General features: G+C 61.2%; 11 protein-coding genes. 4 read left to right on the top strand and 7 right to left on the bottom strand.

Annotation, left to right across the window (positions count from 1 at the left end; translation table 11 throughout):
• Positions 1 to 4: 4 nt before the first annotated feature.
• From ACEN8Q_RS06935 to ACEN8Q_RS06960, 6 genes are all read right to left on the bottom strand, one after another.
• Positions 5 to 463 carry a thioesterase family protein gene (locus ACEN8Q_RS06935; RefSeq protein ID WP_413704799.1) on the bottom strand — a complete coding sequence of 153 codons (459 nt, stop codon included), beginning with the start codon at positions 461 to 463 and terminating at the stop codon, positions 5 to 7.
• A 31-nt stretch (positions 464 to 494) separates the two neighbouring features.
• The gene (locus ACEN8Q_RS06940; protein ID WP_413704800.1) at positions 495 to 2,393 is read right to left on the bottom strand and encodes a TRAP transporter large permease subunit; all 1,899 of its coding nucleotides are present in this window, start codon (positions 2,391 to 2,393) and stop codon (positions 495 to 497) included.
• Between the two features lie 15 nt (positions 2,394 to 2,408).
• Positions 2,409 to 3,452, bottom strand: coding sequence for a TRAP transporter substrate-binding protein (locus ACEN8Q_RS06945; protein ID WP_413704801.1), 1,044 nt, complete (start codon positions 3,450 to 3,452; stop codon positions 2,409 to 2,411).
• Positions 3,453 to 3,607: 155 nt separating this feature from the next.
• Positions 3,608 to 4,816 (bottom strand): CaiB/BaiF CoA transferase family protein, encoded by a 1,209-nt coding sequence (locus ACEN8Q_RS06950; protein ID WP_413704802.1) that lies wholly within the window; start codon positions 4,814 to 4,816, stop codon positions 3,608 to 3,610.
• Position 4,817: 1 nt separating this feature from the next.
• Positions 4,818 to 5,597: an enoyl-CoA hydratase-related protein gene (locus ACEN8Q_RS06955; RefSeq protein ID WP_413428062.1), complete on the bottom strand. Its 780-nt coding sequence runs from the start codon at positions 5,595 to 5,597 to the stop codon at positions 4,818 to 4,820.
• 73 nt (positions 5,598 to 5,670) lie between these two features.
• Positions 5,671 to 6,810 (bottom strand): iron-containing alcohol dehydrogenase, encoded by a 1,140-nt coding sequence (locus ACEN8Q_RS06960; protein WP_413704803.1) that lies wholly within the window; start codon positions 6,808 to 6,810, stop codon positions 5,671 to 5,673.
• A gap of 175 nt (positions 6,811 to 6,985) precedes the next feature.
• Between ACEN8Q_RS06960 and ACEN8Q_RS06965 the strand changes: the two genes are divergently transcribed.
• Both ACEN8Q_RS06965 and ACEN8Q_RS06970 read left to right on the top strand, forming a co-directional pair.
• Positions 6,986 to 7,909 carry a LysR family transcriptional regulator gene (locus ACEN8Q_RS06965; RefSeq protein WP_413704804.1) on the top strand — a complete coding sequence of 308 codons (924 nt, stop codon included), beginning with the start codon at positions 6,986 to 6,988 and terminating at the stop codon, positions 7,907 to 7,909.
• Between the two features lie 174 nt (positions 7,910 to 8,083).
• Positions 8,084 to 9,430, top strand: coding sequence for a PQQ-dependent sugar dehydrogenase (locus ACEN8Q_RS06970; RefSeq protein WP_413428065.1), 1,347 nt, complete (start codon positions 8,084 to 8,086; stop codon positions 9,428 to 9,430).
• Positions 9,431 to 9,505: 75 nt separating this feature from the next.
• Here the strand turns inward: ACEN8Q_RS06970 and fdhA are convergent, their stop codons facing one another.
• Positions 9,506 to 10,705: a formaldehyde dehydrogenase, glutathione-independent gene (gene fdhA / locus ACEN8Q_RS06975; RefSeq protein WP_413704805.1), complete on the bottom strand. Its 1,200-nt coding sequence runs from the start codon at positions 10,703 to 10,705 to the stop codon at positions 9,506 to 9,508.
• Between the two features lie 389 nt (positions 10,706 to 11,094).
• Between fdhA and ACEN8Q_RS06980 the strand changes: the two genes are divergently transcribed.
• Both ACEN8Q_RS06980 and ACEN8Q_RS06985 read left to right on the top strand, forming a co-directional pair.
• On the top strand, positions 11,095 to 12,357 hold the full coding sequence (locus ACEN8Q_RS06980; protein WP_413704806.1) for a serine hydrolase domain-containing protein: 1,263 nt from the start codon (positions 11,095 to 11,097) through the stop codon (positions 12,355 to 12,357).
• Between the two features lie 118 nt (positions 12,358 to 12,475).
• Positions 12,476 to 13,813, top strand: coding sequence for an alginate export family protein (locus ACEN8Q_RS06985; protein ID WP_413704807.1), 1,338 nt, complete (start codon positions 12,476 to 12,478; stop codon positions 13,811 to 13,813).
• The last annotated feature ends 25 nt before the right edge of the window (positions 13,814 to 13,838 follow it).

A 13,838-nucleotide genomic window follows, 5' to 3' on the forward strand; every position in this document is an offset into this window, starting at 1 on the left:
TTGTTCAGCGCGTCGCAGTCAATGGGGAAGGGCCGAGCACGCTATCTTCGACGTCGCCTGCAGCGGCTGCTTCGGCTTTGGCCTGGACGCGGCTGCGCAGTTTGGCGACGTTCACCGCTACGCGGGTGTGCGCCGCCGTAGCCACCAGTTCAACGTCATCGCGCACTTCGACGTTGAAGGTGACACTGCGCCCTTCGATGCGCGTGACCGTGGCAACGATGCTCACCGACATTCCCAGCAGCGTGGCGCCGACGTGACGAATATCGACCGCAGCCCCCACAGTATTCTCGCCTTCATCGAGAAAGGTCAGCAGGTAATCGAGGCAGGTCTGCTCGATGTCATCGACCAGGCGCGGCGTGGCGTAGATGCGCAAGTCTTCGCCGAGAAACGAGATGGTGCGTTCCTTGTCGACGGTCAGTCGGCGTTCGGTGGCGGAGCCTGCATGCATTGTGGAGAAATTCATGGAAAACCTCTTGGTCAAGTCAAAGGGCAATTCAGGCATTGGGCAGGAAGCCGATGGAAACCCACGGCACGGCGATCAGCACCGCCAGTGCCACCACCAGCGCGCCGAGGTACGGCCAGACCCGACGCATGGCACCGCTGGGGTCGACCTTGGCAATGGCGCACGCGGCGTAGAACCCCACGCCAAACGGCGGGGCGAACAAGCCCAGGCCCATGGCGAAGATCGCGACCATGGCGTAGTGCACGTCGTTGATGCCCATGGCTTTGGCGATCGGGAACAAGAGCGGTCCAAACAGGACGATGGCCGGGATGCCTTCCAAAAAGCTGCCGAGCAGGATGAACGCCACCGCGGAGATAATCAGAAAGCCCAGCGGGCCGCCCGGCACCGTCGACATCACTTGCGCCAGCTGGTGGGAGAAGCCTGACTGGGTCAGCGCCCATGCCATGGCGGTGGCGCTGCCGATGATGATCAGAATCGCGCCGGACAACGACGCGGTGCTGACCAGGATCGGATACAAGCGGCGCCAATCGAAGCAGCGATAGCACAGCAGACCGACGATGAAGGTGTACGCCACTCCAATGGCGGCGACTTCGGTCGCGGTAGCGACGCCTTCAACCACGGCGGTGCGGATCACGAAGGGCAGGGCCAGGGCCGGCAACGCGACCAGCAGCGAGTGGCCGATTTCCTTGCCCGTGGCGCGTTTACCGGTAGAAGCGTCTTTCTTGCGGTTTTTCCACCAGACCACCGCCGCCATGGCAATTGCGCCCACGACCGCCGGCATGAAGCCGCCAGTGAACAGTGCGGAAATCGACACACCGGTTACCGAACCGATGGTGATCAGCACCAGGCTTGGCGGAATGGTTTCCGACATCGCCCCGGAGGCGTTGAGCATTGCCACCAGTTCGTTTTCGTCTTCGCCGCGTTTCTTCATTTCCGGAAACAACGCAGGGGCGATGGCGGCCATGTCGGCGGCCTTGGACCCGGAAATGCCGGAGATCAGGTAGATGGCACCGATCAGCACATACGACAGGCCGCCGCGCACATGACCGATCAATGAGCACAGGAAGCGAATCATCGCCCGCGCCATGCCCATGGCTTCGATCAGCGCACCCAGGAACACGAACAGCGGGATGGCCAGCAGGATCAGGCTTGCCATGCCTTCGTCCATCCGCCCGACCACCAGGGTCAGCGGTGTGCTGGTCATGGTCGACAGGTACGCCACCGTTGCCAGGCCGAACGCGACCATGATCGGCACGCCGATGACGATCATCGCCATCACGCCGATCATGAAGAAGATCACCAGGTTCCAGTTACCCATCACCAGCATCGTGCCTTGCGCCACCCACAACAGCGCGGCGAGAGAGGCGAGCATCGCCACTGACACCGAGAAATCGATCAGCCGGGCGCTGGTCAACAGCCGCGCGACGCAGGTCATCAGCATCAGACTCAGGCCGACCGCGATGGCTGACACGCGAAAGGCGTTGGGGATTTCCAGGGCTGCGGTGGTGATGATCCACTCGTCGCTGACGTACTCCCAGGCCGGAGTGAACAGCAGTCCGATGAACGTGATGACGATGACTGCGCCCAAGGTGTCGACGAATGCGCGTTTTTCTACCGGCAAGCGCCCGATGAACGAGGTCAGGCGCATGTGCTCGCCGCGACGCATCGCCACCACCGAACCGAGCATCGCCAGCCACAGGAACAGCAGCGACGCCAGTTCATCCCCCCAGACGATCGGCTGGTTGAGTACATAGCGCGAGAACACGTTGCAGAACAGCAACGTGACTTCGATCACCACCAGCAGCGCCGCACTGCCTTCAGTCAGCCAGCGCAGGCCGGTGTCCAGCGTGCGTCCCAGGCGAAACGTGGCGTTTTGTGGGCTGAGTCCTTCAGCGGGTGCGACATCCGTCATTGGAATTTGATTTTTCATGACTGTGTCTCCGGCTTAGGACAGTTGACCCGCGTACTGCTCGAGCAAGCTCCAGGCTTCAGGGCCGTACTTTTCCTTCCACTGGGTGTAGAAGCCTTTCGATTGCAGGTCAGCCCTGAACAGTGCACGGTCGACTTTGTTGAAGGTGATGCCGTGGGCGGTCAGGGATGGCTCCAGGCTGGAGTTGAGATCGATCACCTGTTGGCGCTGGACCAGAGCGGCGGCATTGATCTGCCGCGAGACGATTTCCTGCACATCGGCGGGCAGTTTTGGAAAGGTCTTGCCCGACGCAACGATCCAGAAACCGCCCCAGATGTGGTCGGTCAACGAGCAGTATTTCTGCACTTCATAGAAACGCGCGGACTCGACCACCACCAGCGGGTTCTCCTGGCCATCGACGACCTTGGTCTGCAACGCCGAGTAGGTTTCGTTGATGCTGATGCCGGTCGGCGAGGCGCCCAGGGCACTGAACATCGACGTCCACAGCGGGCTGACCAGGACGCGCAGTTTGAAGCCGGCGAGGTCTTGCGGGGTGTTGATCGGTCGCGTCGAACTGGTGATCTGGCGGAAGCCGTTGTTCCAGACTTTTTCCATCGGGATCAGGCCGACTTTCTCGGTCTTGGCGCGTACGTGCTCGCCCAGCTTGCCGTCCAGGGCGGCCCAGACACTGTCGTAGTCCTTGAAGGCGAACGGCATGCTTTCGATCGACATGGCCGGCACCAGTGTCGACAGAATTGCGCCGGGCAACGGAATGAAATCGATCGCCCCGGCGCGCACCTGGGACAGCATGTCGGTGTCGCCGCCCATGGCGCCGTTGGCGTAGACCTGCAAGTCCACTGCGCCATTGGTTTCGACCTTGATGGCTTCTGAGGCGGCTTTCATTTGCTTGTTCAGCGGATGGGTGTCGGGCAGGCTGCTGGTGTAGCGCAACACAATGGGCTTGGTCGCGGCGAAGGCGCCGGAAGGCAGCAGATTGGCGGCGAAAGCACCACCCACGGTGACGCCGGCAGACACCAGGAAGGATCGGCGGCTAACGGACTCGGTCAAGATACGGCTCATGATGTTCACCTATTGTTTTTGTTGTAGTTGTTCTAAAAAACAGCGGATCCCTGTAGGAGCGAGCTTGCTCGCGATGGACTTGGGAGCGCCGCGTTTATCCAGCAAACACGCGTTATCGTTAACGTCCATCGCGAGCAAGCTCGCTCCTACAAGGTTCAGGACGCCAGTGCCACCACGGCCTGGCTGCGGATCAGGTCGTCGATTTCGTTTTCCGCGTAACCGCTTTCCTTCAGCACTTCGCGGGTGTGTTCGCCGAGCAGTGGCGCAGGGCGGCTGCTCGGTGGTGCGGCGTTATCCATGTCGGAGAAGTGAATCGGCAGGCCCATGCCGCGTACCCGGCCTTCCGTGGGGTGTTCAGTCTCGACGACCATGCCGCGCGCTTTGGTTTGCGGGTGGGCCAGGGCGGCGGCGATGTCGAGGACAGGTCCGGCAGGCAGTCCGAGGCTGTCGAACAACACCATCCATTCATCGGTGGTACGCGCCACCAGCACTTCGTTGAGAATTTCCACCAACGCCAGGCGGTGCTCCATGCGCAACGCGTTACTGGCAAAACGCGGATCGGCCTTGAGCTGCGGGACGGCCAGCGCCTCGACCAGTCGCTCGTAGTTGGCCTGGTTGGCGGCGCCGATATTGATCCAGCCATCGGCGGTGCGGAACACCTGATACGGCGCACTGGTGGAGTTGGCGGAGCCCATTTTCGGCAGGATGGTGCCATCGGCGAAATACGCCGCGGCCGGCCAGTACATCTGTTGCAGGCCCGCTTCGAACAGCGAGGTATCGACCATCTGCCCCAGGCCGGTTTTCTGTTTGGCGGCGTAGGCGGCGCAGATGCCGAGGGCGGCGAGGATGCCCGAGTTGATATCGGCTACTGGCGAACCGGCCTTGACTGGCTCGCGTCCGGCCTCACCGGTCATGCTCATCATGCCGCTCATGCCCTGGGCGATCAGGTCGAAGCCGCCTTTCTCGCCGAACGGTCCGCTGCGACCGTAGCCGGAGATCGCGCAATAGATCAGCCCTGGATTGAGGACTTTCAGGGTTTCATAGCCCAGGCCGAATTTTTCCATGGTGCCGGCGCGGTAGTTTTCCGTGACCACGTCGGCGTCCATCAGCAGGCGCCGCAACACGTCACGGCCACCGTCGGTTTTCAGGTTAAGGCCGATCCCGCGCTTGTTGCGGTTGACCACCATGAACGAAGCGGATTCACCGCTGGCCATGATCGGCGAGAAGCGGCGCGAGTCATCGCCATCTGGGACTTTCTCGACTTTCACCACGTCCGCGCCCATGTCGGCCAGCATCATGCCGCACACCGGTCCGGACATGATGTGAGCCAGTTCTACAACACGCATGCCTGTCAGCGGTCCCATGTTATTTGCCCTCGAATTGTGGTTTGGCTTTCGCGATGAAAGCGTTCAGGCCGATCTGGAAGTCCTGGGTGTCGTAGCAGCAATAACTGCTGTCGATCTGCTCGTCGGTGGGTGCGATGCCGGCTTCCAGTTGTCGTGCAGCCTGGCGGTGCCAGCGAGCGACAAGCGGCGCGCCGTTGGTGATGCGCTTAGCCGTGGCGAGGGTTTCCGCCTCGACGTCGACATCGGCCACGACACGGGTCACGAGTTTTTTCACGTAGGCGTCGTTGGCGTCGAGAATGCGCCCCTCCAGGAGAATTTCCAGGGTGGTCGAGCGCCCGGCCAGCGCCACCAGGCCGGCCATTTCGTCATAGGACATGACCAGCCCGAGCTTGCCGACCGGCGCGCCGAAGCGGCTGGAGGTGCCGCAGATGCGCAGGTCACAGAGCGCGGCGATTTCCAGGCCGCCGCCGACGCACACGCCGTGGATCATCGCGATCACCGGGTGCGGACAGTCGGCGATCGCACGCATCGCCGCCGAGGTGACTTCGGCATACACCCGGGCTTGTGCCTGGTTGGCACGCACGCCTGGAAACTCGCTGACATCGGCGCCGGCGGCAAAGGCCTGTTCGCCTGCTCCGCGCAGCACCACGCAGCGCACGCTGAGGTCGGCGGACAATTCGGTCATGACGTCACCCAGGTCCTGCCACATGGACAGGGTCAGGGCATTCATTTTCCCCGGGTGACTGAGGGTGACGATGGCAATGGCGTCTTGCCGTTCGATAAGGACGGTGGGTTTCATGATTGTTCCGCGGGTGTCGGCCGGGCCGACGACGCGGATGCCTCCTGATTTATTGTTGTTGGATAGCGGCTGCTTACAGCGATTGTTCGAGCATCGACAGGTAGTCCGCAGAGGACGCTTCGCGGGGGTTGGTCTTGTGGCTGTGATCGTGCAGCGCGCCTTCGACGATGCCGGCGAACAGGCTCTCGTCCACGCCGATCTCGCTCAGCCGGGTCGGCAGGCCCAGGCGTCGCGTCATGTCTTCGATGGCCGCGCCGATACTGGCACCTGCCTCAAGGCCCATGGCATGGCGCAATCGTTCGAGTTTTCGCTCGTCACGCACCGTCGGGGCATCGGCGTTGAAGTGCACGACCGCAGGCAGGAAGATCGCGTTCAACGTGCCGTGGTGCAGCTTCGGATTGATCCCGCCCAGTGCGTGGGACAGGCTGTGCACACAGCCCAGGCCTTTTTGAAAGGCGAGGGCGCCCTGCATGGAGGCGCTCATCATGTTCATCCGCGCTTCGCGATCACCGGGCTCGGCCGTTGCGCGCTCGATGTGTTCCCAGGCGCGCCACAGGCCGTCGAGGGCGATGCCGTCGGCGGCGGGGTTGAAGGCCGGCGCCATGAAGGTCTCTATGCAATGTGCAATAGCGTCCATGCCGGTGGCGGCGGTGAGCATCGCCGGCAGGCCCAGGGTCAATTCCGGATCGCAGATCGCCACGCGGGGCACGACATACGGCGAGATCACGCCGACCTTGCGCCCGTCATCAAGGATCAGAATGGCGCCGCGACCGACTTCGCTGCCGGTGCCGGCGGTGGTCGGAATCGCGATCAATGGCGCGGTGGCCGGGGTGATGCGGTCCAGTCCGCCTTCGATCACCGCAAAACTTTGCAAAGGACCGTCGTGAGTGGCGCAGACCGCCACGCCTTTGGCCAGGTCGATGGAGGAACCACCGCCGACGGCGATGATGCCGTTGCATTCACCGAGTTGGTATTGCGCCACGGCTTCACGCACGGCGTGCTCGTTCGGGTTGGGTGGGGTGGCGTCGAAAATCGTCTGGGCGCGCTCGGCGCCGAGGGCTTTGATGACTTTGTCGACGATGCCGGCATTGCGCACGCCGAGGTCGGTAACGATCAGCGGCCTGGTGATGCCGGCGCGCTCGGCTTCGGCGGCCAGGTGCTGCAGGCTGTCGTAGCCGAACTGGATCTTGGTGACGTAATTGATCAGGGACATGATTCACCGCGAGTTATACAGGATTGTTATTGTTGCAATCGGTCTACGGCAGGAGGACTTTCGTTCTCTGGTCAAAACCATTGCATTGCCTGGTTGTGGGGTGGACTATAGGTCCGTCGTGGCGAGCCTCGATACTGACAACTTTCGATACCTCTATAACTATTAGTTAACCCTGATGACGCCCTCACTGAACTCGATCATGTCCCGCCTGCACATCAAGCAGCTGCGTTTACTGATAGCCCTTGATGAGCACGGCTCCTTGCTGGGCGCTGCCAAACAGGTCGCGCTGACACAACCTGGTGCCAGCAAAGCGCTGCAAGAAATTGAAACCACCTTCGGCACTTCGCTATTCACTCGCACTAACCGCGGGCTTGAACCCACTGATGCCGGACGCTCTGTCATTCGGTACGCCCGGTTGATCCAGACCGATCTCGCGCACCTGCGCGAAGAGATCATCGGCATCAAAAGCGGCGAGGGCGGGCGCGTGTCGGTCGGCACTATCATGGGTGCCGTGCCGCTGTTGACTACGGCGATCAGCCGGGTGATTGCCGATCACCCGAAGTTGTCCATCGAGATCGTCGAAGACACCAGCGCCGCGCTGCTCAGCCAGGTTGACGCGGGGCGCCTGGATCTGGCGATCTGTCGTACTACCATCAGCACCACTCCCTATCTGTATGAGAGCTCGACGTTCGTGGAGGAAACCCTGGCGGTGATCGCCAGCACCCAGCATCCGTTTGCCTATGCCCGGCAGCTGTCGCTCAAGGACCTGGTGGATTACCGCTGGGTGGTCTATCGCGCCAACATGCCGATGCGTTTGCTGTTGGAGCGAGAGTTTCACGAGGCCGACCTGCGTTTTCCGCTGCACCTGCTGGAGACGACATCAGCGTTCGCCACCTTGTCGCTGCTTCAGGAAAACCCGACACTCGTCGCGCTGGTCTCGACCGACGTGGCGAAGTTCTGCTCCGGCTACGGTTTCACCACCACGCTGCCGCTACCCATCACCTCGCGCAGCGAACCGTATGAGTTGGTTTCGCGCAAAAACGTGCCGGACTCACCCGCCGCCAGACTGCTACGCGAGGCGTTGTTGAACCTGGTGTGAACCCAAGGCTACGTTTGGGATATTGACTGGCTTTGGAGCCGCGCATTCGTGCAATTCAGGCAAATATGATTTGCGTCAGACGCGGTGTTTGTAGCGGATAAGCATCGCGATACTTCGCCGGGATTTTGCCTGTCCCATCATTGGCCCATGGAAGGCCATAGCGAGGTTAGAACAATGAATGTGCCCAACCGGCTTGCGCTCCTGATCACGACTGCAGCACTACTCACCGCCTGTGGTGAGTCCTCCAAGTTGCCGTCTCAGGCCAGCGTCGGCTCGGCGCCGCAGTTACCAGAACCCACCACTTCGCTGATCCCCACGTTGAAGGTCTCCAAGGCCATCGGCTGGAAGGGCAATGCCATGCCCACGGCTCCTGCCGGTTTCAAGGTGACCGCGTTGGCCGAGAATCTCGATCACCCACGCTGGTTGTACACGTTGCCCAATGGCGATGTGCTGGTCGCCGAGAGCAACCACCCGCCGATGCCGGAAGGCGCCACGGATGGCGGCACCGGACCGATCGCCTGGGCAAAACGCAGCGTCATGGGGATTGTGATGGAGCGGGTGGGGGCGGATGCGCCGAGCGCCAATCGCATCACCTTGTTGCGCGATGCCGACGGTGATGGCCACGCTGAAGTGCGCAAGGTGTTCATGACCGGACTGACGTCGCCTTTTGGCATGGCTCTGGTGGGCAATGAGTTGTTTATTGCCAATGCCGACGCCCTGGTCAAGGTGCCTTTCAGCACGGGTCAAACCGAGGTGAATGCAACGCCGGTGAAAGTCACCGAACTGCCCTCAGGCATTAATCACCACTGGACAAAGAATGTACTCGCCAACCCCGAGGGAACGAAGCTTTACGTCACGGCGGGCTCCAACAGCAATGTCGGTGAAAACGGCCTTGATATGGAAGAAGGTCGCGCAGCGATTTGGGAAGTCGACGTAAAAAGCGGCGACAAACGTCTATTTGCCAGCGGTTTGCGCAATCCGAACGGGCTGGCCTGGAAACCCGGTTCAACCCAACTGTGGACCGTGGTCAACGAACGCGACGAAATTGGCAGCGACCTTGTGCCTGATTACCTGACTTCAGTAAAGGACGGGGCGTTTTACGGCTGGCCGTGGAGCTACTATGGCTCCCACATCGATACCCGAGTGACACCGCCGCGTCCGGATAAAGTGGCCGAAGCCATCGCACCGGACTACGCGCTGGGCACTCACGTCGCCCCTTTGGGTCTGACGTTCTCTGATTCGCGAGGCATGCCAGCCAACTTTGCCGATGGCGTTTTCATCGGTGAGCATGGCTCATGGAACCGTAACCCGCAGGCCGGTTACAAGGTGGTGTTCATACCGTTCAGCGATGGCAAGCCTGCGGGGATGCCGGTGGATTTCCTGACCGACTTCCTCAACGCTGATGGCGAAGCACAAGGGCGTCCAGTCGGCGTAACCCTTGATCAGGATGGCGCGTTGTTGGTGGCCGATGATGTCGGGAACAAGGTCTGGCGCATCGCAGCTACGAAACCCAGAGAGTAAATGAACCTTTTGCGCAGCAATGCTCACGGCCATAAAAAAGGGCAGCTCAAAGCTGCCCTTTTTCCAGCCTGGTCCTCAGGCGGCGCTAAACAGCTTGTGCGGATCCATGACGAATTTCTTCGGCGCCCCGGCATCGAACTCGTGGTAACCGCGCGGCGCGTCGTCCAGGCTGATCACCTGCACGCCGACGACCTCGGCAATGTTGATTCGGTCCCACATGATCGCCTGCATCAGCTGACGGTTGTACTTCATCGTCGGGGTCTGGCCGGTGTGGAAGCTGTGGGACTTGGCCCAGCCGAGGCCGAAACGAATGTTCAGGCTGCCATGCTTGGCGGCTTTGTTGACCGCGCCCGGGTCTTCGGTGACATACAGACCGGGGATACCGATATTGCCGGCGACCCGCACCACGCCCATCAGCGCGTTGAGCACATCGGCCGGGGCCTCGTGCTGCGCGCCGTCATGGCCGTGGCCACGGGCTTCGAAGCCGACCGCATCGACCGCACAATCGACTTCCGGCTCACCGAGCAGGTTGGCGATTTGCTCGTGCAGCGGAGTGTCCAGGGTCAGGTCGGCGATCTCGAAGCCCTGGGCCTTGGCATGCACCAGACGCAGCGGATTGACGTCGCCGATTATCACCACCGCCGCACCCAGCAGACGGGCGGAGGCGGCAGCAGCCAGTCCGACCGGACCGGCACCGGCGATATACACCGTGCTGCCAGGGCCGACACCGGCGGTCACCGCGCCATGGTAGCCGGTCGGCAGGATATCGGAGAGGCAGGTCAGATCGCGGATTTTCGCCATTGCCTTGTCGCGGTCGGGCAGCTTCAGCAGGTTGAAGTCGGCATACGGCACCAGCACGTATTCAGCCTGGCCGCCGACCCAGTCGCCCATGTCCACATAGCCATAGGCACCGCCGGGGCGCGCCGGGTTGACCGTCAGGCAGACGCCGGTGTGCTGCTCCTTGCAACTGCGACAACGGCCGCAGGCGACATTGAACGGCACCGAGACCAGGTCACCGATCTGCACGTTTTCCACGTCACGGCCCTTCTCGATCACCTCGCCGGTGATCTCATGGCCAAGCACCAGCCCGACCTGGGCCGTGGTCCGACCACGCACCATATGCTGGTCGGAGCCGCAGATATTGGTCGAAACCACGCGCAGGATCACGCCATGGTCAATGCGCTTGCCGCGCGGGTCTTCCATTTTTGGATAGGGGATGGTCTGCACCTCGACCTTGCCTGCGCCGAGATACACGACACCACGATTACCAGACATGCTTTCACCTCGCTTTTGTTGTTGTGAGAACACGGCCCTTGTACTGCGAAGGGGCGCGCGACCTTACAGTGCGGCGGTCTATGTCTTGCGTTTGCGCGTGAATGCAGATTGGTTGGAAGTCACCTTCCAACGACGCGTGATTAGCAGTCATCGTATCGATCCTACGCCTGGTATCAGCACTCTGCGAGGGCATTTAGCACCCAGCCACCATCCCCGTTGGCAGGGCTGGCGCAGGAGTAACTGGCGCTGAGCGCCGTGTTTGCCCCCATCAAAGCACAGTGATGAGGATATTTTAACCTGCGTAAATGTTTTATTGACTAAAGAATAATACCGGGTAATTATTTCCCTGCATCTGCTCTCACGCAGAGTCATTTTTCAGGGGCAACCCGATGAACCAGAACACCGTGCCGTTGCTGGCCAGTCTTTACAGCGAGACGAATGAATCGTCACTCGACGGGCGCATGACGCCTTTGCTGATGCAGGGTTTTCCGGCCGAACCGAAACGCCGCGTCACGTGGAACAACTGGATGCGCCCGCCGTTCAATCAGTGGGGCTTCCGCAATCTGGCGCGCCTGCGGCCCTCCATTGATGTGCAGGCGGGTTGTGGGCCGGTCAGTACGCTGACGCAAACACCACAGGCACTGGACGAACTGCACTTCGACAGTGAATGTGGTCTGAGCGTCAGTGTCATCGATCACCTGGTGGCCAGTCAGACCGACGCCTTTTTGGTGATGCAGGGCGACACCGTGCTGTTCGAGCGTTACTTCAACGGCCAGCGTCCCCGGGACCGGCACGTCATGTTCTCGGTGACCAAGTCGCTGATCGGCACCCTGGGGGAGCAACTGGTCTGCGATGGCATCCTCAATCCGCAATTACCGGCGGCGAATTACGTGCCTGAACTGTTGGGCAGCGCGTTTGGCGATGCCACGGTGCGCCAGCTGTTCGACATGGCCGTGGGCATCGACTACAGCGAGGTCTATGACGATCCTAATTCAGAGAGTTCGCAGTACGGCTACGCCTGCGGTTTCCAGCCGGCACCTGCGCAGTACGCTCAGTTCGAGTCGCTGTATCAGTACCTGCCGTCGCTGAAAAAACGCGGCAGCCACGGCGGCTTTTTCCATTACGTGACTGCCACCACCGAAGCCCTGGCCTGGGTCATGGAGCGCGCCTCGGGCAAGGCCTGCGATCAGTTGCTGCAAGACATCTGGAGCCAGTTGGGGTGTGAGCGCGACGGCTACTTCATGGCCGACCCTTGGGGGCGCAGTGTCGCCGGTGCCGGTTTCAGCGCCACCGTGCGAGACATGGCGCGTTTCGGCCGCCTGCTGGCCAACGATGGTCGCCAGGATGGCCTGCAACTGCTGTCGACCGAGACCATCGCACGCCTCTTCGCCGGCGCCGATCCGGCGATCTATGCCAAGAACTCCGAGTTCTCCAAATGGACCCCCGGCGCTTCCTACCGTAGCCAGTGGTACGTCTTCAACGACCACAGCCAGGCGATCATGGCCGGTGGCATTCATGGCCAATACCTGTTCGTCGACAAGCCGTCCGGCGTGGTGATCGTCAAGCAGTCATCGCTGACCGAGGCTGTCGGCCCATTCGATGCTGACAGCGTGCGCATGCTGCGTGCCATCGCCGCGCACCTGACTCACTGAAACGCCCCATAACGACAAGAAGTTTGTGTCCTGTCCGCCTGGCTCGGCCAGGTGTTGGCGGCGCTCTGCGCCGCCATTTCACTGCCCTGTAACAACAATAATCACACAGGAGCTTCATATGGTTTCCATGACGCGTTTCTCTCGAACGCTCTTAGCGGTCGGCTTACCCCTGACCGCCCAAGTCGCGCTGGCGAGCTACACCTTCGAGGACGGCAACCTCAAGGGTGAGGTCAACCTCACCGCCGGTGGGGCGACTCTTTCCACCCGTAACGTCAATTTCGGCAGCGGCCGCGTCGATATGCGCAGCGGCAAAAATGACGGCACGAAAATCGACTGGCAAGAGTTCTACGTAAAGCCAGGTATCAAGCTGGACTATTCACTACAGCCTGACTTCAGCCTGCTGGCCGGCGGTTCGCTCGTGGCGGCGACAACCTTTGGCGATGGCGATGCCGGCGGTTTTACGCGCAGCTCTGACGGTGATGTGGCCGCCGAAGAACTCTACGGCGGTATCCGCGCCGGGGAATGGACGCTGACTGCCGGGCGCCAGAACTACATGATCGGCACTGGCTTCATCGTCATGGACGGCAACCTTGACCAGCTCGATGACGGCGCCTACTGGCTTGGCCCAAGAACCGCCTTCAAGGATTCTGCGATCCTGGCCTGGGATCATGGCGCGGTGAAGGCCCAGGCTTTCAGCTTGCGCACCGACGACGATCTGGGTGACTTCCGCATGACGGGCGCCAACCTGGATTACAACCTCGACGACCAGGTGACACTGGGCGCCATGGCGATGAAGGTTCATGCGCTGGGCCCCAACGGCAGCACAGCCCCTCGATTCCGGGACGGGATGCTGGTGTACAACGTAAGGGCACTCAACGCCAAAGTGCCGGGCGTACCCGCCCTGACGCTCAACGCCGAATACGCGCTGGAGAAAGGCAGCGGCGAGGGCGTCGATTACGATGCCAAGGCTTGGTATGGTCAGGCGGACTATGCCTTCAATACCTTGCCCCTGACGCCGGTCATTGGCTATCGCTACGCCAGTTTTTCCGGCGATGACAACCTCACCGACAACCGTCAGAAAGCCTGGGACCCTTTGAGCAAAGGTTTCATCGACTGGAGCACCTGGCTGGTAGGGGACATCGTCGGTAACTACCTGTTGTTCAACAGCAACGAAAACGTTCAGCAGTTCTCACTCAAAACTCACCTGAACCCAACCCTGACCCTCGGCGCGATTCACTATCAGTTCTGGCTGGACGAGAAAAACTACATGGGCGCATCCGTCAGCGATCGGCGCTTTGCCGATGAGAGCGTGGTTTTCCTCGACTGGACGCCGACTCCGTCGTTCTATACGTCGCTGTCCTATAACTGGGTCAAGCCGCTGGCCGCTGCCAGGCAAGTATTCGGCGATGATCAGAAATTCAGCGCGCTGGAACTGTACTTCACCTACCGCTATTAAGTGCCGCGAGCCGCCGCGGCCGCGT

Source organism: Pseudomonas sp. Pseusp16 (assembly GCF_047324915.1).
Lineage (GTDB): Bacteria > Pseudomonadota > Gammaproteobacteria > Pseudomonadales > Pseudomonadaceae > Aquipseudomonas > Aquipseudomonas fluorescens_CD.

Excerpts from the sequence above, each read along its gene's own strand:
- ACEN8Q_RS06980 (WP_413704806.1), top strand. The coding sequence starts at position 11,095 with ATGAACCAGAACACCGTGCCGTTGCTGGCCAGTCTTTACAGCGAGACG.
- ACEN8Q_RS06965 (WP_413704804.1), top strand. The coding sequence starts at position 6,986 with ATGACGCCCTCACTGAACTCGATCATGTCCCGCCTGCACATCAAGCAG.
- ACEN8Q_RS06955 (WP_413428062.1), bottom strand. The coding sequence starts at position 5,597 with ATGAAACCCACCGTCCTTATCGAACGGCAAGACGCCATTGCCATCGTC.
- fdhA (WP_413704805.1), bottom strand. The coding sequence starts at position 10,705 with ATGTCTGGTAATCGTGGTGTCGTGTATCTCGGCGCAGGCAAGGTCGAG.
- ACEN8Q_RS06960 (WP_413704803.1), bottom strand. The coding sequence starts at position 6,810 with ATGTCCCTGATCAATTACGTCACCAAGATCCAGTTCGGCTACGACAGC.
- ACEN8Q_RS06985 (WP_413704807.1), top strand. The coding sequence starts at position 12,476 with ATGGTTTCCATGACGCGTTTCTCTCGAACGCTCTTAGCGGTCGGCTTA.
- ACEN8Q_RS06945 (WP_413704801.1), bottom strand. The coding sequence starts at position 3,452 with ATGAGCCGTATCTTGACCGAGTCCGTTAGCCGCCGATCCTTCCTGGTG.
- ACEN8Q_RS06950 (WP_413704802.1), bottom strand. The coding sequence starts at position 4,816 with ATGGGACCGCTGACAGGCATGCGTGTTGTAGAACTGGCTCACATCATG.
- ACEN8Q_RS06940 (WP_413704800.1), bottom strand. The coding sequence starts at position 2,393 with ATGAAAAATCAAATTCCAATGACGGATGTCGCACCCGCTGAAGGACTC.
- ACEN8Q_RS06970 (WP_413428065.1), top strand. The coding sequence starts at position 8,084 with ATGAATGTGCCCAACCGGCTTGCGCTCCTGATCACGACTGCAGCACTA.
- ACEN8Q_RS06935 (WP_413704799.1), bottom strand. The coding sequence starts at position 463 with ATGAATTTCTCCACAATGCATGCAGGCTCCGCCACCGAACGCCGACTG.